The following is a 17,200-nucleotide window of genomic DNA, read 5'->3' as shown; positions in this document are numbered from 1 at the left end:
CAGCAGCTCAAGGCCGCCGGCACCATCGTGTGGAACGGCCCGGTGGGCGTGTTCGAGTTTGCGGCCTTCGAGAACGGCACCAAGGCCATCGCCAAGGCGATTGCCGAATCGAGCGCCTTCTCCATCGCGGGTGGCGGCGACACCCTGGCCGCGATTGCCAAGTACGGCATCGAGAAGCAGGTGGGCTACATCTCCACGGGCGGGGGCGCCTTCCTGGAGGTGCTGGAGGGCAAGACTCTGCCGGCCTTCGAGATCCTGGAGAAACGCGCCAGGGGCTGATTCATTTCCGTTCGGTTGACGACGACCTCCACGCGAGGTCGCAGGGGACTGTTTTTCAAAATTTCTTACACCACAGGACGACACCATGGCATTCGCATCTCTTCGACAGGTTCTCGATCACGCCGCCGAGCACGGTTACGGCGTGCCGGCTTTCAACGTCAACAACCTTGAACAGGTGCTGGCCATCATGGAAGCCGCCCAGGAAACCGATAGCCCGGTGATCCTGCAGGCGTCGGCCGGCGCGCGCAAGTACGCGGGCGAGCCCTACCTGCGTCACCTGATGTTGGCGGCCGTGGAGTCGCACCCGGACATCCCGGTCGTCGTTCATCAGGACCATGGCACTTCGGCGGCGGTCTGCCAGCAGTCGATCCGCTCGGGTTTCACCAGCGTGATGATGGACGGCTCCTTGATGACCGACGGCAAGACCCCGGCCAGCTACGACTACAACGTGGACATCACGCGCCGCGTCTGCGAGATGGCGCACCCCGTGGGTGTATCGGTGGAAGGTGAGCTCGGTTGCCTGGGCTCGCTGGAGACCGGCGAGGCGGGTGAAGAAGACGGCGTGGGTGCCGAGGGCAAGCTCACGCACGACATGATGCTGACCGACCCGGTGCAGGCCAGGGACTTCGTGGCGAAGACCGGCGTCGACGCGCTGGCCATTGCCATCGGCACCAGCCATGGTGCCTACAAGTTCACGCGCAAGCCCACCGGCGACATCCTGGCCATCGACCGCATCGCGGCCATTCATGCGCAGGTTCCGAACACGCACCTGGTGATGCACGGTTCATCGAGCGTGCCGCAGGAGTGGCTGGCCATCATCCGCCAGTACGGCGGTGACATCAAGGAGACCTATGGCGTGCCGGTCGAGGAGATCCAGCGCGGCATCAAGAGTGGTGTGCGCAAGATCAACATCGACACCGACATCCGCCTGGCCATGACCGGCGCCATGCGTGAGATCTTCGCCAAGCAGCCCGGCGAGTTTGATCCGCGCAAGGCCCTGGCCGCGGCCAAGAAGGCCGCACGGGGTGTGGTCAAGGCGCGTTTCGAGGCTTTCGGTTGCGCCGGCATGGCCTCGAAGATCAAGCCCATCGCGCTGGAGGCCATGGCGGCCCGTTACGCCTGAGCATTTTCAACAACCGATCCGAGGAGACCCCATGAAATTGATCCACATCGCCCTGGCTGCCGTCGCACTGGTGTCCATGCCCGCCTTCGCCAGCAAGGAAATCGCCAGCAAGAATGCCTGCATGGCCTGCCACGCGGTTGATCGCAAGATGGTCGGCCCGTCCTTCCAGGACGTGGCCAAGAAGTACAAGGACCAGAAGGATGCCGAGGCCATACTGGCAGGCAGCATCAAGAAGGGTGGGGCCGGCAAGTGGGGCCCTGTGCCCATGCCGGCGCAGGCAGCCCTGGCCGAAGCCGATGCCAAGACCCTGGCGTCCTGGGTGCTGGCCGGCGCCAGATAAGTTTCGTACAGAGACGGAAAAGAAGAAGGGGCGGTCCTGCGGGACCGCCCCTTGCATTTCAGCGCTGGCTCAGCCGAATCTTTCCAGGAGTCGGGCCGACTTCTCGACTTCCTGCATGGCGTGCTCTTCGTTCTCGGCGTCGTAGACAGCTTCCATCACCGTGCAGGCCATCATGCGGTAGAAGGCCTTGTCCATGGCCTTGCGGGCGGCGGACATCTGCAGCGCGACGTCTTCGCAGCTGCGGCCTGCCTGAATCATCTCCACCAGACCACGCACCTGGCCTTCGATGCGGCGCAGGCGATTGACCACGTCCTTCTGGTGATCGGCGCGATAGACGGCGGACTTGGAGACTTCTGCTGCGGGGGTGGCTGGCTTTCTGGGCATGGCGGCAGTCATTTGAGGCTAAGGGAATGCGCAGTGTGCCAGATTCAGACAGCCCCATCGCCGGGTGACGGTCTGCGTGGCTTACCCCTAAGGGTATAGGGTTCGTCCCTATGGCAAGCGCGTGCTTCGTGCTGCACCATTGCCTCCAAGCAACTACCCTAGGGGGTAGGGTAATCATCAACACCCTTTTTGAAGGATATGAACGTGAAGTTTTTCACCCGAATTCTGCGTGGCCTGCCCCTGCTGGCCCTGGTCGTCTTGACCACTGGTTGCGGCACGATCAGCACCATCGGCAAACTCGAGGATGGCGCTGGCGCTGAGGCCAGCAGGATGTGGGACCGCTGGGTGGACGCCGAAGGCGACATCGCCGTGGCCACCACCTGGGAACGCAAGGTCAAGGCCGGCGTGACCATCAATGACATCGAGCAGGCGCTGACCCAGATCGCCGCCGAACGCAATATGAAAGGCGTGGGCGACCTGCCGCTGTCCAAGGAGCTGGAGGCGCGCACCGGCAAGCCCCAGAAGTTCCTCAAGGTCTATTCCTTCTGTACCCCCGCCACCGCTCGCATGATGGTGGATTTCAGCCCGCACATGGCGGCCTACCTGCCCTGCCGCATCACCGTGGTCGAGAAGGAAGACGGTCTGTGGATGTACACGCTGAACATGGACATGATGGTCAAGATGGGTCGCAAGCTGCCGTCCCCCTTGAAGGAAGAAGCCTGGAAAGTGCGCGAAACCATCTGGGACATGATGGAACGCGGCTCCAAGGGCGAGTTCTGAGAGCAAGTGCCAGCTGAAGAATGAATTTTTATAACAGGAGACAAACTTGAAGCAGAGTCATATTTTCCGCAAGACCGCCTTCGCCCTGGTCATGGCCGGTCCGCTGACAGCCGCCATGGCCACCAACGGCTATTTCTCGCACGGCTATGGCATGAAAGCCAAAGGCATGGGCGGCGCGGCCGTGGCCACGACCGACAGCGCCTTTGCGGGGGCCAACAATCCGGCCGCGGCCGCTTTTGCCGGCAATCGCCTGGAACTCGGGGTAGATGTCTTCATGCCCAAGCGTGGCTACAGCCGTACCGGCAGTGCCGGTGTCGGCGCGGGCAGCATCGACGTGGCGCAGGACAGCGACAGCAACACCTTCTACGTGCCCGAGTTCGGCTACAACCGTGCCGTCAGCGACACGATCGGCGTCGGCCTGGCCGTGTATGGCAATGGCGGCCTGAACACCGAATATGCCGGCGGCAAGATCAACTGCGGCTCCGGTGCAGGTACCGCCAACGGCATGTGCGGTTCGGGCAAGCTGGGTGTGGACATGATCCAGCTTGTGGTGGCGCCGACGTTTGCCTACAAGCTCAATCCCAGCCACTCGCTGGGCGTCTCGCCGCTGCTGGTGCATCAGCAGTTCAAGGCCGACGGCCTGCAGGCATTCGACAACGCTGCCGGTTTCCCGGCCATGACGAGCGCCAAGGGCAGCGTGACGAACAACGGCTATGACTCAAGCAACGGCTTTGGCGTTCGCCTGGGTTACCTGGGCAAGCTCAGCAACACCTTGAACGTGGGCGCCTCTTATTCGCCCAAGATCAGCATGTCCAAGTTCGACAAGTACAAGGGCCTGTTTGCCGATGGTGGCAATTTCGACATTCCGGAAAATTATTCGGCAGGCCTCAGCTTCCAGGCGACGCCGGCAGTCCTGGTGGCCTTCGACTACAGCTTCATCAAGTACAGCGGTGTTCCCTCGGTGGGCAACCCCAGCAACAACACCGGCTTGCTGGGCACCGCGGACGGCAAGGGTTTCGGCTGGTCCGACATCAATGTGTACAAGCTGGGCATCGAGTGGCAGCAGTCGGGCAACCTGACGATGCGTGCCGGTGTCAACGTGGGTGACAACCCGGTCAAGAGCCGCGATGTCAGCTTCAACATCATCGCGCCGGGCGTGATCACGACCCACTACACGCTGGGCGGCACCTACGCGCTGTCCAAGCAATCGGAAGTGACGCTGGCCTACATGTATGCACCGGAGAATTCTGTTTCCGGCTCCTCGATGTTCAACAGCATCGCCGGCGCGGGCGCCGGCGGCAACGAGACCATCAAGATGTCGCAGCAGTCCCTGGGTATCCAGTTCGGCTGGAAGTACTGAGCAGGTCTGAGGCCCAAGGTCAAAGGGCCGGGCTTGCCCCGGCCCTTTTTTCCATCGGCACGACCGGCCACTCTGGTGGGTGCTTGCCCCCAGTCGCCGTCTTCGCTAACCTAATGACCATGCACAAATACCTCGCCATCCCGTTTTTCATGCTCGGCAGTGTGGCCGGAGCCCAGGTCCCCCCGGTGTTCCAGGGTGCCGATCTCAAGCTGGGCGAGAAGCTGATCGCCGAGAGCAAGTGCGTGGCCTGCCACCAGCAGAAGGTGGGCGGTGACGGCAGTGCCATGTACAAGCCGGCAGGACGCATCAACACGGCGGGTTACCTGCGTGGCATGGTCGAGCAGTGCAATACGGAGCTCAATCTGGGCTTTTTCCCGGAAGAGGTCACGGCCGTTGCCGCTGTCCTGAACCGGGACCACTACCGTTTCACAAAGTAAAAAATAAACCCCCCAGGGTTTAGTCGAGATACGCGTAAACACCTAGGGGTATATTTCGTGAAATCTATATATTCGCGTATGTGAATATTTAGAATCAGCAAATGAATAACGGGGCGGCAGCAAAAACGACGATCGCCGGCTACGAAGCCGCCGCCGAGCTGTTCGGTGTGCTGTCCACACCGATCCGGCTGCGCATCATCGGCGCGCTGTGCGGGGGTGAGAAGAACGTGACGCAACTGCTGCAGGAGATCGCGGTGTCGCAGCCCAATATGTCGCAGCAGCTCAATGTGCTGTACCGGGCAGGCGTGCTGGACAAGCGGCGCGATGGCGCGCAGATGTATTACCGCGTTGCGGACGAGACGGTGGTGCGGGTGTGCAAGGCGGTGTGTGCGCGCACGGATGAGGGAACAGAGGGGCGCGAGGCTCAGGCGAACTGAGTCGAGCGTGGGCAGAGAAATCGCCAGCTGATGGCAACGATAGCAAGGAGAGTTTGATGCAGGACAACTTGAGTTCGGGCAGGATCCGCAAGGCGCCCGAGAATTATCTGGACCGCGACGGGATCAAGACCGTCGTGGCGGAGGCCAAGCAAGGCCGCCGCAGCTTCATCCGCAACGCGTTTGCGGCTGCCGCGGCGGGTGCCGCCGGTACGGCTGCGCTGGCGCAGGGCAATCCGGTGCCCACCGAGGGCGGGGACCCCAACATCCTGAACCTGCCCGAGCACAGCACGGGCCTGGGCCAGGGCGTGGCCGCCGATGGCGGCTACGGCAAGCCTTCCAGATTTGAATCCAACGTGCAGCGCCGCCAGAGCCCGGGTCTGACCCAGACCACGCAGGCTTCGGTCTCGTTCGCACCCTTGCAGTCGCTGTTCGGCATCGTCACGCCCAGCGGCCTGCACTTCGAGCGTCACCACCAGGGCTGGTGGGACATCGACCCGTCCAAGCACCGCCTGATGGTCAACGGCATGGTCAAGGCCAACAAGGTCTTCACCATGGACGAGATCATGCGCCTGCCGGCCGTCTCGCGTTTCCACTTCATCGAGTGCGGTGCCAACACCGCCGTCGAGTGGGGCAATGTGGCCGTGCCGACCGTGCAGTACACGCACGGCATGATCTCCTGCAGCGAGTTCACTGGCGTGCCGCTGATCACCCTGCTGGAGCTCGCCGGTGCCGACCTGAAGAAGGGCAAGTTCGTGCTGGCCGAGGGCGCCGACGGCTCCTCCATGACCCGTACGATTCCCATGGAGCTGATCACCTCGGGTGAAGTGATCGTGGCCTACGGCCAGAACGGCGAGATGCTGCGCCCCGAGCAGGGCTACCCGCTGCGCCTCGTGGTGCCGGGCGTGCAGGGTGTGAGCTGGGTCAAGTACCTGCGCCGCATCGAGGTGGGCGACATGCCCTACGCCGCCAAGGACGAGGCCGTGCATTACATCGACCTCCAGCCCAGCGGCCTGCATCGCCAGTACACCAGCATCCAGGAATGCAAGAGCGTGGTGACCACGCCTTCCGGTGGCCAGGTGCTGCTGGACAAGGGCTTCTACAACATCTCCGGTCTGGCCTGGTCCGGCCGCGGCAAGATCAAGCATGTGGACGTGTCGGTCGACGGCGGCCGCAACTGGCGTCGCGCCCGTCTGGAGTCGCCGGTGCTGTCCAAGGCGCTGAGCCGCTTCAACATCGACTGGGTGTGGGACGGCAAGCCCGCCATCATCCAGAGTCGCGCGACCGATGAAACGGGCTATGTGCAGCCCACCTACAAACAACTGCGCGCCGTGCGCGGCACGCGTTCGATCTATCACAACAATGCCATCCAGTCATGGCTGGTGCAGGAAAGCGGTGAGGTGAAAAATGTCCAGGTTTCGTAATGCCGTTCTGACGGCCGCCCTGCTGGCGATGGCCGGTGTTGCGCTTGCCCAGTCCGACAAATATCCGGGTGTGGGACGCAACGCCACGCCCAAGGAGGTGGCCGCGTGGGATATCGACGTGCGCCCCGACTTCAAGGGCCTGCCTGCCGGGTCCGGTTCCGTGGCCAAGGGCCAGGACGTGTGGGAGGGCAAGTGCGCTCACTGCCACGGCATCTTCGGTGAATCCGGCGAAGTGTTCAGCCCCCTGGTGGGCGGTACCACGGCCGAGGACATCAAGACCGGCCGCGTGGCCAAGCTGACCGACTCTTCCTTCCCGGGGCGCACGACCTTGATGAAGGTGGCCACCGTCTCGACGCTGTGGGACTACATCAACCGCGCCATGCCCTGGAATGCGCCCAAGTCGCTGAGCACCGATGAGGTGTACGCCGTGACGGCCTTCCTGCTGAACCTCGGCGGCATCGTACCCGACGACTTCGTGATGTCGGACAAGAACATCCGCGAGGTGCAGGCCCGCATGCCCAACCGCAACGGCATGACGACCGAACACGCCATGTGGCCGGGTCCGGAGTTCAGCAAGGTCAGGAAGGCCGATACCAGCAATGTGGCCTGCATGAAGGATTGCACGCCGGAGCCCAAGGTGGCCTCCTTCCTGCCGGACTATGCGCGCAATGCCCACGGCAACCTGGCCGAGCAGAACCGTCTGGTTGGCCCGCAGCATGGCGCCGATACCACCAGGCCCGAGCGCAAGGTGGGCGAGGCGCTGCCGACAACACAGCCTGCGGCGGCCAAGCCGGCGCCGGCCGCCAAGCCCAAGGCCGAGGCCCCCGCCGCTGGCGGCGACAACAAGGCGATCCTGGCGCTGCTCTCCAAGTACAGCTGCACGGCCTGCCATGCCATGGACAAGAAACTGGTGGGTCCGAGCTTCGCGGACATCGCCAAGAAGCATGCCGGCAAGGCTGACTACCTGGCCGGAAAGATCAAGAGCGGCGGCTCGGGTGTCTGGGGTCCGATCCCGATGCCGGCACAGTCCTTGAGCGAAGCGGAAGCAAAGACCATTGCCGCATGGTTGGCTGCAGGTGCGGGAAAATAGCGGGCTAAGTGCAAATACCGATAGGGCAGGGTAGATTTTTTTATTAGCATGTACTTATTCAAGGAGCATCACATGCAAACTCGTCGCGAGACACTGAAACATAGCGCCGTGGTGGCGGGCCTGCTGGCCTCTGCCGGCCTGATCCCGCAGCAGGCTGCGGCTTACGAGAAGGTTGCCTTCGACGCCAAGAGCGCGGCCGATGTGACCAAGGCGCTGGGCGCCGGCGCTCCGGTGGAGAGCAAGGACGTGACCATCGGTGGCCCGGACATCGCCGAAAACGGCGCCGTGGTGCCGCTGACGGCCAGCACCACGCTGGCCGGCGTCAAGCGCATGCTGATCCTGGTGGAGAAGAACCCGGCTGCGCTGGTGGCCATGTTCAATGTCAGCGATGCGGTTGAAGCCAACTTCGCCACGCGCTCCAAGATGGGCCAGTCTTCCGATGTCTACGCCGTGGCCATCATGAACGACGGCAAGGCCTTCTTTGCGAAGAAGGAAGTCAAGGTCACGCTGGGCGGCTGCGGCGGTTAAGCGCTGACAGCCCGTCCATCCACAGCATTCATACAGATTTAGGAGTATCAAAATGGCAGATCCGATGCGCATTCGCGCGCAAGCCGCTGGCGACAAGGCCACCGTGCGCGTACTCATGAGCCACGAAATGGAATCCGGTCAACGCAAGGACTCGGCAGGCAAGGTTGTGCCGGCCTGGTTCATCCAGGAGGTGAGCGCCTCTCTCAACGGCAAGGTCGTGCTGACCGCCGAGTGGGGCCCGGCCGTGTCGAAGAACCCTTTCATGCAGTTCGTCGTGAAGGGCGCCAAGGCCGGTGACAAGATCGCCGTGACCTGGAAAGACAACAAGGGCGACAGCCGTACCGACGAAGCCACGGTATCCTGATTCCCCTGCACTGAACGACGAATGGAGAAGGGTGAGACCCTTCTCCATTTTTTGCTTTCATAACAACCGACGAGGTGACAAAGATGAAACGTTGGACCCTGGCGCTCGCCGCCACCATGATCAGCGGTGCTGCGCTGGCGCAGAAGTCCGCCAGTGACGGCATCGCCGAATACCGCGCGATGCTGGCCGACGGCAACCCGGCCGAGTTGTTCGAAGCCAAGGGGGAAGACCTGTGGAAGCAGAAGCGCGGCCCCAAGAATGCCTCGCTGGAACAGTGTGATCTGGGCAAGGGCCCGGGTGTGGTCAAGGGCGCTTTCGTCGAGCTGCCCCGTCACTTTGCCGACACCAACAAGGTGCAGGACCTCGAGTCCCGCCTGGTGAGCTGCATGGAGACTTTGCAGGGCTTCAACGGCGCCGAGATCGCCAAGACGGCCTATGGTCGCGGCGAGCAGGCCAACGTGACCGCGCTGGCGACCTGGATCGCCGCCGAATCGCGCGGCATGAAGTTCAACCTGCCCAACAGCCATCAGCAGGAAAAGGTCATGTACGAAGTGGGCAAGCGCCTGTTCTTCATGCGCGGCGGCACGCACGACTTCTCCTGTGCCTCCTGCCACGGTGAAGACGGCAAGCGCATCCGCCTGCAGGACCTGCCCAACCTGACGAAGAACCCGGGCGACGGCATCGGCTTTGCCGCCTGGCCGGCCTACCGCGTCTCCAACGGCCAGATGTGGAGCATGCAGCTGCGTCTGAACGACTGCTACCGCCAGCAGCGTTTCCCTTACCCGCTGTTTGGCAGTGACGCCACCATCGCCCTGGGCGCCTACATGGGCGTCAATGCCAAGGGGGCCGAGAACATCGCCCCGGCCATCAAGCGCTAAGTGGAGACCGATACCATGAAGAAACAGACCCAATTCCTCATCGCTGCCGGCGTGGCGGCTGTTGTGCTGGTCGCTGGCTGCTCGAGCATGCCCAGCACGGCCGAACTGGACAGGCTGACCCAGGACATCGCCAAGGCATCCTTCCGCGACCAGGGCCAGGCCAAGGTCGACCGCCTGGTGCTCGATGATGCCAACCTCGAATGCATGAAGGCCGACGTGGCGGGCCAGCCCATCGACGAGAAGACGGCCAAGGCCATTGAGGCGGCGAACTTCGCCAGCATCAAGTGGCCCGCAGGCGGCCAGTACATCGGTGACTGGAAAGAGGGCGAGAAGCTCGCCCAGAGCGGCCGCGGCATGACCTGGACCGATGCAGCCGGCAGCGAGAACGGTGGCAACTGCTACAACTGCCACCAGATCAGCAAGGAAGAAATCTCCTTCGGCACGCTGGGCCCGAGCCTGTACAACTACGGCAAGATGCGCGGCGTCAGCAACCTGAATGCACCCGAGTCCGCCGCCATCATCCAGTACACCTGGGGCAAGATCTGGAACTCGCGTGCCTACAACGCCTGCTCGCAGATGCCGCGCGCCGGTCACAAGGGCATCCTGAACGAACAGCAGGTCAAGCACATCATGGCTTTGCTGCTCGACCCCAAGTCGCCCGTCAACCAGTAAGCGATCTACCATCGGCCCGGGGTGCAGCCCCGGGTTCTTTTTCCCCTAAACATCAGTGGATGCGAAAACATGAATCTTTCCAAACGTGAATTCATGCAGGTGCTCGGCGCGGGCACCATGGCCGGCATGGGCATGGGCACTTACGCCGAGGCCGACGCGGCCACGGCGGCCCAGGGCCTGTACGACATTCCGAAGTTCGGCAATGTCTCCTTCCTGCACATGACCGACTGCCACGCGCAGCTCAAGCCCATCTACTTCCGTGAGCCCAACGTGAACCTGGGCATCGGCAGCATGAAGGGCAACCTGCCGCATCTGGTGGGCGAACACCTGCTCAAGGTGGCCAAGGTGCGTCCCGGCACGGCCGAGGCGCACGCCTTGACCTACCTCGATTTCGAGAAGGCCGCCAGGCGCTATGGCAAGGTGGGCGGTTTCGCGCACCTGGCCACCCTGGTCAAACGCATGAAGGCCAGCCGCCCCGGCGCGCTGCTGCTCGACGGTGGCGACACCTGGCAGGGTTCGGCCACCTCGCTGTGGACCAATGCCCAGGACATGGTCGACGCCTGCAAACTGCTGGGCGTGGACGTGATGACCGGCCACTGGGAATTCACCTACGGCATGGAGCGCGTCAAGGAGATCGTCGAGAAGGACTTCGCCGGCAAGATCGACTTCGTGGCGCAGAACGTCAAGACCAATGACTTCGGCGACCCCGTCTTCAAGCCCTACGTGATCCGCGAGATCAACGGCGTGCCCTGCGCCATCATCGGCCAGGCCTTCCCCTACACCCCCATTGCCAACCCGCGCTACATGGTGGCCGACTGGGCCTTCGGCATCCAGGACGAGAACATGCAGGCCATGGTCAACGAGGCGCGTGGCAAGGGCGCCCAGGTCGTGGTGGTGATCTCGCACAACGGCATGGACGTGGACCTGAAGATGGCCAGCCGGGTCTCCGGCATCGACGCCATCATGGGTGGCCACACGCACGACGGCATGCCCGTGGCCAGCATCGTCAGCAACAAGGGTGGCAAGACCATCGTCACCAACGCCGGCTCCAACAGCAAGTTCCTCGGCGTGCTGGACTTCGACGTCAAGGACAAGAAGGTCAGGGACTTCCGCTACAAGCTGCTGCCGGTGTTTTCCAACATGCTGCCGGCCGACAAGGAAATGGACGCGCTGATCAACAAGATCCGTTCGCCCTATGAAAGCAAGCTCAATGAAGTGCTGGGCGTGACGGAAGGCACGCTGTACCGCCGCGGCAACTTCAACGGCACCGGCGACCAGCTGCTGCTCGACGCGCTGCTGGACGTGCAGGGCGCCGACATCGCCTTCTCGCCGGGCTTCCGCTGGGGCACCAGCCTGCTGCCGGGCCAGGCGCTCACGCGCGAGTGGCTGATGGACATGACCGCCACCACCTACTCCTACGCGACCGTCAGCCAGATGAGTGGCGCCACCATCAAGACCGTGCTGGAAGACGTCTGCGACAACCTGTTCAACCCCGACCCCTACTACCAGCAGGGTGGCGACATGGTGCGTGTGGGCGGACTGAGCTACAGCTGCAATCCGCTGGAGTCCATGGGCAAGCGCATCTACGACATGCGCCTGAACGGCAAGCTGATCGAGGCCGACAAGAGCTACAAGGTGGCCGGTTGGGCCCCGGTGGCCGAGGAAGCCCGGACCGCCGGCAACCAGCAGGTCTGGGACGTGGTCGAGACCTGGCTCAAGGCCCGTGGCGGCAAGATCAGCGCCCGCAAGCTCAACATGCCCAAGGTCGACGGCGTGCTGCCCAATCCGGGCTACGCCGCGCTGTAAGGCCTGGCACCCCCACGACAACGGGCCCCGACGGGGCCCGTTTTTTCATGCCCCGGCGCTCAGCGGATCTGCTCGATGGAAAACTTCTTGTCCTGCACGGTGGCCGGGATCAGCGCATACCCCTGGTTCTGCCAGTGCATCAGCTCGGTGATGGCCGAAGGCGTGACCTCGACGAAGTCCTGCATGTCGGCCGCGCTGTAGCCGTAGTCCTGCAGCGCCAGGCCGCAGACCTTGAATTTCACGCCCATGTCGGCGTAGTAGCGCATGCGCTGCAGCACCTCCTGGTAACGCTCCTGGTTCTTCTTCGCCAGCGTCACGATCTCGGTGCCGTGCATGAGCACGATGATGCTCATGTCCTCCGGGAACATGCTGTAGGGCGCCTCGGTCAGCGGGTTGACCAGGCCGCGCACCCAGTAGAGGGCGGCCCCGAGCTTGGCTGGATCGTCGAGGAACACGTCGACCAGTGCCTTGGGATTTTTGTACGGCGTCTGCACCACCTTGCCCTGGGCCCAGGCCGGTGCCGCCGCGCACAGGTTGAGCAGAAGGGCAGCAGCGCAGGCGAAGCGCAATGCGCGCGGGAACAGCAATCTCGGCATGGTGAACTCCTTGCGGTCCGGAAACGGGACCAGAATGTCAGAATATGCCATCGACCACACGATCGGGATGCAGCGTGATGCAGAGGTTTGTTTTACCGCTAGCCCTGTGCGTTCTGGTGAGCGGGTGCGCGACCTGGTTGCCTGAGGCTTACACCAACACGACGCCGTTCATGAGCTACGACGAGGCACGCCTGGCCGTCGAGGCGCTGGTGCCGATGAAAAGCGACAGGGCGGCGCTGGAGAAAAGCGGCTTCAATCCGGACAAACATCCGAACACGACCCGGTTGACCCATGCTGATGTGGCCCGTCGGTTTCTGCCCAGTGCCATTCTCAAGCGCGAGGATCTGGATACGGGCATTGTGCTGTGCCTGGAGTCGCGTGATGCCTGCCACGGGCTGGACATCATCGGAGCCAAGATCGCGAAGCAGCGCAAGGGCAGTTTCTGGGCCGATTTCCTCAATTTCCAGCGCCGCACGGAGACGACGGGCTGGCGTTTTAATGCCGTGGTCCTGATGGTGAATGACCTGGTGGTCTACCGCTCGGTGAGCGGCCAGCCTGCGATCGACGAGAAGGAAGTGACCCGCAACCCGCTAGGACCCTTCCAGGACATCGGTCCACCGACCGCGACCAGCGCGGTACCGATCAAGTAGGGGTCTGGTGCCCCCGACAGGAATCGAACCTGTATCTGCCCCTTAGGAGGGGGCCGTTCTATCCATTGAACTACGGTGGCTGGGACCTCGCCATTGTAAATGGCGACGTCCCAGCCACCTTGTGGCCGTATGTGGGCACCTCCCTCCCGGCCTCCCTCCGCCCGCGGAGGGAAGGAAGGTTCAACCGCGTATTGCGCGGGCTGGCCTCTGCTTCCTATTTCGTCAGCAGGCGCATCGCTTCCTCGATGCCCTTGATGGTCAGCGGGTACATGCGGTTGCTGGTCAGCTGCTGGATGATGCTGATGCTCTGGCGGTATTGCCAGACGCCCTGGGGTTCGGGGTTGATCCAGGCGAACTTGGGGAAGGCGTGGGTGAGGCGCTGCAGCCATTCGGCGCCGGCTTCCTCGTTGTTGTATTCCACGCTGCCGCCGGGCTGCAGGATCTCGTAGGGGCTCATGGTGGCGTCGCCCACGAAGATCAGCTTGTAGTCCTTGTTGTACTTGCGGATGATGTCCCAGGTCGGGAACTTCTCGCTGTAGCGCCGGCGGTTGTTCTTCCACATGAAGTCATAGACGCAGTTGTGGAAGTAATAGAACTCCAGGTGCTTGAACTCGGTCTTGGTGGCGCTGAAGAGCTCCTCCACGCGCGCGATGTGCTCGTCCATGGTGCCGCCCACGTCCATGAGCAGCAGTACCTTCACGTTGTTGTGGCGCTCGGGCACCATCTTGATGTCCAGGTAACCCGCGTTTTCGGCCGTGGCGCGGATGGTGTCGGGCAGGTCCAGCTCCAGCTCATGGCCTTCCCGCGCAAAGCGGCGCAGGCGGCGGAGTGCGACCTTGATGTTGCGCGTGCCCAGTTCCTGGGTGTCGTCGTAGTCCTTGTAGGCGCGCTGGTCCCAGACCTTGATGGCGCTCTTGTTGCGGCTCTTGTCCTGGCCGATGCGGATGCCCTGGGGGTTGTAGCCGTTGGCGCCGAAGGGGCTGGTGCCGCCCGTGCCGATCCACTTGCTGCCGCCTTCGTGGCGTTCCTTCTGTTCCTCGAAACGCTTCTTGAGCGTTTCCATGAGTTCGTCCCAGCCCATCTTCTCGATGGCGGCCTTCTCCTCGGGGCTCAGGTTGAGCTCCAGGTTCTTGCGCAGCCACTCCAGGGGAATGTCCTTGGTGAAGTCGGTCAGCATCTCCACGCCCTTGAAGTAGGCGGAGAAGGCACGGTCGAACTTGTCGTAGTGCTTCTCGTCCTTCACCAGGGAGGTGCGGCTGAGGTAGTAGAAGTCGTCGATCGAGTAAGCGGAGGTGGCGGCGTCGTTGTCCGGCACGGCCTTGGGGCCGACCACGCCTTCCTTGAGCGCCTCCAGCAGGGTCAGGTACTCCTTGACCGAGACCGGCAGCTTGGCGGCGCGCAGGGTGTAGAAGAAGTCGATCAGCATGACAAACTCCTCTTCAACGCGGTTTATCCAGCAGGTACAGCAGCTGGGCCCGGACCTCGGGCCACTCGCCTTGCGCCAAGCTGTACATCACGGTGTCGCGGATGGTGCCGTCGCGGCGCAGGGCGTGGCCGCGGATCACGCCGTCTTTTTTCGCACCCAGGCGCTCGATGGCGGCCTGTGAGGCGTGGTTGAAATTGTCGGTGCGCCAGCCCACGACGTGGCAGCCCAGGGTATCGAAGGCGTGCGCGAGCATGAGCAGTTTGCAGGTGGTGTTGACGTGGGTGCGCTGCGCACTTTTGGCGTACCAGGTGTAGCCGATCTCCACCCGTTTCACGGCCGGCAGGATGTCGTGGTAGCTGGTGCTACCCAGCACACGGCCGCTGAGTTCGTCCAGCACGGCGAAGGCAAAGCGGCTGCCGTCCTCGCGCATCTTCAGCGCGGTCTCGATGTAGCCACTGGTTTCCTCGGGCCGGGGCACGCCGGTCACGCGCAGGTTCCAGAGTTCACCGTCCGCTGCTGCGGCACGCAGGCCGGCTTCGTGTTCGGGCCCCAGCGGCACCAGCTGCACGCCACGTTGTGCCAGGGTGACGGGCTCGACGAAAGCCATCTCAGGCTCCGCTGCCCTTGCGGCTGCGCAACCAGCGGCGCGCCAGCTGCAGGCCCAGTCCGCCGCCCAGGCCCACCAGCAGGATGGCGCCGATGCTGGCGTTGCCGTAGCCCTCGGCAAACAGGTCCCAGCCCAGCAGGTGGCCGGCCCAGTAGCCAGCCAGGGCACCGCCGACAAAACCGACGGCGTCGGACAGGCCTTCGAGCAGGAGTTTGTTCGTCATCGCCCGGGCCTCAGCGGTTGTTGCGTTGCATGAAGACCAGCTTCTCGAACAGGCTCACGTCCTGTTCGTTTTTGAGCAGGGCGCCCACCAGCGGTGGTACGGCCACCTTCTCGTCCTTGCTGTGCAGGGCTTCGGCCGGGATGTCCTCGGCCAGCAGCAGCTTGAGCCAGTCCAGCAGCTCGCTGGTGGAGGGCTTTTTCTTCAGGCCCGGCAGGTTGCGCACGTCGAAGAAGGTCTTCATGGCCGCACCCAGCAGTTCCTGCTTGAGGCCGGGAAAGTGCACGGCCACGATCTTGGCCATGGTCTCGGCGTCGGGGAACTTGATGTAGTGGAAGAAGCAGCGGCGCAGGAAGGCGTCGGGCAGTTCCTTCTCGTTGTTGGAGGTGATGAAAACCAGGGGGCGGTGCTTGGCCTTGATGAGTTCACGCGTCTCGTAGCAGTAGAACTCCATGCGGTCGATTTCGCGCAGCAGGTCGTTGGGGAATTCGATGTCGGCCTTGTCGATCTCGTCGATCAGCAGGGCCACGGGCTGGTCAGCCGTGAAGGCCTGCCAGAGCACGCCCTTGACGATGTAGTTGTGGATGTCCTTGACCTTCTCCTCGCCCAGCTGGCTGTCGCGCAGCCGGCTGACCGCGTCGTACTCGTACAGGCCCTGCTGGGCCTTGGTGGTGGACTTAATGTGCCACTGCAGCAGCGGCAGCTTGAGGGCTGCGGCCACTTCCTCGGCCAGCATGGTCTTGCCGGTGCCGGGCTCGCCCTTGACCAGCAGGGGCCGTTTGAGCGTGATGGCGGCGTTGACCGACAGCATCAGATCCTGGGTGGCGACGTAATTCGAGGTTCCTTGGAATTTCATGGGCGACAGGGGCGTTCTGGTGCGGGTAAACCCGGGGAGTGGCGAAAGATATAATGTCAGGCTGATTTATATCAACCACAGGCTGATTGTCCTCGCAAAATGAACAAACTGTTGCTGACGCTCTCTTCCCTGCTTGTCGCTTCTGCGACGGCATTTTCCGCCCATGCCCAGGACGTCAAGGGTGATGCCAAGGCCGGCGAGAAAAAGATCGCCATGTGTATCGGCTGCCACGGCATTCCGGGCTACCAGGCCAGCTTCCCGGAGATCTATCGCGTGCCCATGATCTCGGGCCAGAACGCCAAGTTCATCGCCTCCGCCCTGAACGCCTACAAGAAGGGCGAGCGCAAGCACCCGTCCATGCGCGCCATTGCCGAGAGCCTGACGGACCAGGACATCGCCGACGTGGCGGCCTACTATGAAGACCATGGCACGGGCGGCGCTGCGGCCCCGGCCAAGGCAGCACCCGCTCCCTCGGCCAAGGTGGCCGAGCTGCTGAACAAGGGCGGTTGCGTGGCTTGCCACGGCGACAACTTCAACAAGCCGATCGACCCGAGCTATCCCAAGGTCGGCGGCCAGCCGGCTGATTACCTGTTCGTCGCGCTCAAGTCCTACAAGACCGAAGGCAACGCGACCTGGGGCCGTGCCAATGGCATCATGGGCGGCATCGCCAAGCAGTTCTCCAATGCCGAGTTGAAGGAACTGGCTGGCTACGTCAGCAGCCTGCCGGGTGACCTCAAGACCGTGCCGCAGAAGAAGTTCCGCTGAAACGGTTCTTCGCAGCCCACACAAAAAAGCCGCTCCTTGAGCGGCTTTTTTGATGGGGCCCTGAGGTCCTGGCCCTGGTACTGCGCCCCAGAAGTATCGAAACATGAAAGCGCGCCTTCGCGCGCATGGCCGCGTTGCAAATCCTCGCCATAGCGAACGCTAGGGCTGTGGTTTGCGCCTG

The 17,200-nt window shown here is 63.1% G+C and carries 22 protein-coding genes and 1 tRNA gene; 16 read left to right on the top strand and 7 right to left on the bottom strand.

Annotation, left to right across the window (positions count from 1 at the left end):
- The 3 genes from pgk to AC1RRP_RS03895 all read left to right on the top strand — a co-directional run.
- Nucleotides 1–279, top strand: a 279-nt coding sequence (gene pgk / locus AC1RRP_RS03905) for a phosphoglycerate kinase (protein ID WP_493033402.1), incomplete at its 5' end; no start/stop codon positions are given.
- 85 nt (nucleotides 280–364) lie between these two features.
- Nucleotides 365–1,402, top strand: a complete 1,038-nt coding sequence (fba, locus tag AC1RRP_RS03900) for a class II fructose-bisphosphate aldolase (RefSeq protein WP_493033400.1) — start codon at nucleotides 365–367, stop codon at nucleotides 1,400–1,402.
- A gap of 31 nt (nucleotides 1,403–1,433) precedes the next feature.
- Nucleotides 1,434–1,742, top strand: a complete 309-nt coding sequence (locus tag AC1RRP_RS03895; protein ID WP_493033398.1) for a c-type cytochrome — start codon at nucleotides 1,434–1,436, stop codon at nucleotides 1,740–1,742.
- A 69-nt stretch (nucleotides 1,743–1,811) separates the two neighbouring features.
- Here the strand turns inward: AC1RRP_RS03895 and AC1RRP_RS03890 are convergent, their stop codons facing one another.
- The gene (locus tag AC1RRP_RS03890; protein WP_493033396.1) at nucleotides 1,812–2,126 is read right to left on the bottom strand and encodes a metal-sensitive transcriptional regulator; all 315 of its coding nucleotides are present in this window, start codon (nucleotides 2,124–2,126) and stop codon (nucleotides 1,812–1,814) included.
- Between the two features lie 204 nt (nucleotides 2,127–2,330).
- On the opposite strand from AC1RRP_RS03890, the gene AC1RRP_RS03885 reads away from it, so the two are divergent.
- The 11 genes from AC1RRP_RS03885 (at nucleotide 2,331) to soxB (ending at nucleotide 11,899) form a co-directional block, all read left to right on the top strand.
- Nucleotides 2,331–2,906 carry a DUF302 domain-containing protein gene (locus AC1RRP_RS03885; RefSeq protein ID WP_493033394.1) on the top strand — a complete coding sequence of 192 codons (576 nt, stop codon included), beginning with the start codon at nucleotides 2,331–2,333 and terminating at the stop codon, nucleotides 2,904–2,906.
- Nucleotides 2,907–2,952: 46 nt separating this feature from the next.
- On the top strand, nucleotides 2,953–4,266 hold the full coding sequence (locus tag AC1RRP_RS03880; protein ID WP_493033392.1) for an OmpP1/FadL family transporter: 1,314 nt from the start codon (nucleotides 2,953–2,955) through the stop codon (nucleotides 4,264–4,266).
- Between the two features lie 119 nt (nucleotides 4,267–4,385).
- Nucleotides 4,386–4,703, top strand: a complete 318-nt coding sequence (locus AC1RRP_RS03875) for a hypothetical protein (RefSeq protein ID WP_493033390.1) — start codon at nucleotides 4,386–4,388, stop codon at nucleotides 4,701–4,703.
- Between the two features lie 101 nt (nucleotides 4,704–4,804).
- Nucleotides 4,805–5,140 (top strand): ArsR/SmtB family transcription factor, encoded by a 336-nt coding sequence (locus tag AC1RRP_RS03870; protein ID WP_493033388.1) that lies wholly within the window; start codon nucleotides 4,805–4,807, stop codon nucleotides 5,138–5,140.
- Nucleotides 5,141–5,196: 56 nt separating this feature from the next.
- Entirely contained in the window at nucleotides 5,197–6,561 is a 1,365-nt protein-coding gene (gene soxC, locus AC1RRP_RS03865) for a sulfite dehydrogenase (RefSeq protein ID WP_493033386.1), read from the top strand.
- Nucleotides 6,545–7,651, top strand: coding sequence for a c-type cytochrome (locus AC1RRP_RS03860; protein ID WP_493033384.1), 1,107 nt, complete (start codon nucleotides 6,545–6,547; stop codon nucleotides 7,649–7,651). The genes soxC and AC1RRP_RS03860 overlap by 17 nt, the downstream gene beginning before the upstream one ends.
- Before the next feature lie 72 nt (nucleotides 7,652–7,723).
- Nucleotides 7,724–8,179: a thiosulfate oxidation carrier protein SoxY gene (soxY, locus tag AC1RRP_RS03855; RefSeq protein WP_493033382.1), complete on the top strand. Its 456-nt coding sequence runs from the start codon at nucleotides 7,724–7,726 to the stop codon at nucleotides 8,177–8,179.
- Nucleotides 8,180–8,231: 52 nt separating this feature from the next.
- Entirely contained in the window at nucleotides 8,232–8,543 is a 312-nt protein-coding gene (gene soxZ, locus AC1RRP_RS03850; protein ID WP_493033380.1) for a thiosulfate oxidation carrier complex protein SoxZ, read from the top strand.
- An 83-nt stretch (nucleotides 8,544–8,626) separates the two neighbouring features.
- Nucleotides 8,627–9,421 (top strand): sulfur oxidation c-type cytochrome SoxA, encoded by a 795-nt coding sequence (gene soxA, locus AC1RRP_RS03845; protein ID WP_493033378.1) that lies wholly within the window; start codon nucleotides 8,627–8,629, stop codon nucleotides 9,419–9,421.
- Nucleotides 9,422–9,436: 15 nt separating this feature from the next.
- On the top strand, nucleotides 9,437–10,093 hold the full coding sequence (gene soxX, locus AC1RRP_RS03840; RefSeq protein ID WP_493033376.1) for a sulfur oxidation c-type cytochrome SoxX: 657 nt from the start codon (nucleotides 9,437–9,439) through the stop codon (nucleotides 10,091–10,093).
- A gap of 69 nt (nucleotides 10,094–10,162) precedes the next feature.
- Entirely contained in the window at nucleotides 10,163–11,899 is a 1,737-nt protein-coding gene (soxB, locus tag AC1RRP_RS03835) for a thiosulfohydrolase SoxB (RefSeq protein ID WP_493033374.1), read from the top strand.
- Between the two features lie 59 nt (nucleotides 11,900–11,958).
- Here soxB and AC1RRP_RS03830 read toward each other — a convergent pair whose 3' ends face one another.
- Nucleotides 11,959–12,495, bottom strand: coding sequence for a DsrE family protein (locus AC1RRP_RS03830; RefSeq protein WP_493033372.1), 537 nt, complete (start codon nucleotides 12,493–12,495; stop codon nucleotides 11,959–11,961).
- A 170-nt stretch (nucleotides 12,496–12,665) separates the two neighbouring features.
- Here AC1RRP_RS03830 and AC1RRP_RS03825 point away from each other — a divergent pair, with 170 nt between their 5' ends.
- Nucleotides 12,666–13,145, top strand: coding sequence for a hypothetical protein (locus tag AC1RRP_RS03825; protein WP_493033370.1), 480 nt, complete (start codon nucleotides 12,666–12,668; stop codon nucleotides 13,143–13,145).
- Between the two features lie 5 nt (nucleotides 13,146–13,150).
- Here AC1RRP_RS03825 and AC1RRP_RS03820 read toward each other — a convergent pair.
- The 5 genes from AC1RRP_RS03820 to AC1RRP_RS03800 form a co-directional block, all read right to left on the bottom strand.
- Nucleotides 13,151–13,225 (bottom strand) — tRNA-Arg (locus AC1RRP_RS03820).
- A gap of 134 nt (nucleotides 13,226–13,359) precedes the next feature.
- The gene (locus AC1RRP_RS03815; protein ID WP_493033368.1) at nucleotides 13,360–14,571 is read right to left on the bottom strand and encodes a vWA domain-containing protein; all 1,212 of its coding nucleotides are present in this window, start codon (nucleotides 14,569–14,571) and stop codon (nucleotides 13,360–13,362) included.
- 13 nt (nucleotides 14,572–14,584) lie between these two features.
- Nucleotides 14,585–15,178, bottom strand: coding sequence for a GNAT family N-acetyltransferase (locus AC1RRP_RS03810; protein WP_493033366.1), 594 nt, complete (start codon nucleotides 15,176–15,178; stop codon nucleotides 14,585–14,587).
- A gap of 1 nt (nucleotide 15,179) precedes the next feature.
- A complete protein-coding gene (locus tag AC1RRP_RS03805) occupies nucleotides 15,180–15,401 on the bottom strand; it encodes a hypothetical protein (protein WP_493033364.1) in 222 nt (73 codons plus the stop codon).
- A 10-nt stretch (nucleotides 15,402–15,411) separates the two neighbouring features.
- Nucleotides 15,412–16,254, bottom strand: coding sequence for an AAA family ATPase (locus tag AC1RRP_RS03800; RefSeq protein WP_493033362.1), 843 nt, complete (start codon nucleotides 16,252–16,254; stop codon nucleotides 15,412–15,414).
- Between the two features lie 99 nt (nucleotides 16,255–16,353).
- On the opposite strand from AC1RRP_RS03800, the gene AC1RRP_RS03795 reads away from it, so the two are divergent.
- Nucleotides 16,354–17,019, top strand: a complete 666-nt coding sequence (locus AC1RRP_RS03795; protein WP_493033360.1) for a c-type cytochrome — start codon at nucleotides 16,354–16,356, stop codon at nucleotides 17,017–17,019.
- Nucleotides 17,020–17,200: the final 181 nt, after the last annotated feature.

This window comes from Hylemonella sp. GW821-FHT12C09 (assembly GCF_058807395.1).
Note: the sequence above shows the minus strand (reverse complement) of the source record. Positions and strands in the feature narration are given on the sequence as shown.

Bases quoted from the DNA above. Each gene is read 5' to 3' on its own strand.
- AC1RRP_RS03815 (WP_493033368.1), bottom strand. From the start codon at position 14,571: ATGCTGATCGACTTCTTCTACACCCTGCGCGCCGCCAAGCTGCCGGTC.
- soxX (WP_493033376.1), top strand. From the start codon at position 9,437: ATGAAGAAACAGACCCAATTCCTCATCGCTGCCGGCGTGGCGGCTGTT.
- soxB (WP_493033374.1), top strand. From the start codon at position 10,163: ATGAATCTTTCCAAACGTGAATTCATGCAGGTGCTCGGCGCGGGCACC.
- AC1RRP_RS03825 (WP_493033370.1), top strand. From the start codon at position 12,666: ATGAGCTACGACGAGGCACGCCTGGCCGTCGAGGCGCTGGTGCCGATG.
- AC1RRP_RS03860 (WP_493033384.1), top strand. From the start codon at position 6,545: ATGTCCAGGTTTCGTAATGCCGTTCTGACGGCCGCCCTGCTGGCGATG.
- soxY (WP_493033382.1), top strand. From the start codon at position 7,724: ATGCAAACTCGTCGCGAGACACTGAAACATAGCGCCGTGGTGGCGGGC.
- fba (WP_493033400.1), top strand. From the start codon at position 365: ATGGCATTCGCATCTCTTCGACAGGTTCTCGATCACGCCGCCGAGCAC.
- AC1RRP_RS03795 (WP_493033360.1), top strand. From the start codon at position 16,354: ATGAACAAACTGTTGCTGACGCTCTCTTCCCTGCTTGTCGCTTCTGCG.
- AC1RRP_RS03895 (WP_493033398.1), top strand. From the start codon at position 1,434: ATGAAATTGATCCACATCGCCCTGGCTGCCGTCGCACTGGTGTCCATG.
- AC1RRP_RS03800 (WP_493033362.1), bottom strand. From the start codon at position 16,254: ATGAAATTCCAAGGAACCTCGAATTACGTCGCCACCCAGGATCTGATG.
- AC1RRP_RS03890 (WP_493033396.1), bottom strand. From the start codon at position 2,126: ATGCCCAGAAAGCCAGCCACCCCCGCAGCAGAAGTCTCCAAGTCCGCC.
- AC1RRP_RS03830 (WP_493033372.1), bottom strand. From the start codon at position 12,495: ATGCCGAGATTGCTGTTCCCGCGCGCATTGCGCTTCGCCTGCGCTGCT.
- AC1RRP_RS03870 (WP_493033388.1), top strand. From the start codon at position 4,805: ATGAATAACGGGGCGGCAGCAAAAACGACGATCGCCGGCTACGAAGCC.
- AC1RRP_RS03805 (WP_493033364.1), bottom strand. From the start codon at position 15,401: ATGACGAACAAACTCCTGCTCGAAGGCCTGTCCGACGCCGTCGGTTTT.
- soxZ (WP_493033380.1), top strand. From the start codon at position 8,232: ATGGCAGATCCGATGCGCATTCGCGCGCAAGCCGCTGGCGACAAGGCC.
- soxA (WP_493033378.1), top strand. From the start codon at position 8,627: ATGAAACGTTGGACCCTGGCGCTCGCCGCCACCATGATCAGCGGTGCT.
- AC1RRP_RS03810 (WP_493033366.1), bottom strand. From the start codon at position 15,178: ATGGCTTTCGTCGAGCCCGTCACCCTGGCACAACGTGGCGTGCAGCTG.
- AC1RRP_RS03875 (WP_493033390.1), top strand. From the start codon at position 4,386: ATGCACAAATACCTCGCCATCCCGTTTTTCATGCTCGGCAGTGTGGCC.
- soxC (WP_493033386.1), top strand. From the start codon at position 5,197: ATGCAGGACAACTTGAGTTCGGGCAGGATCCGCAAGGCGCCCGAGAAT.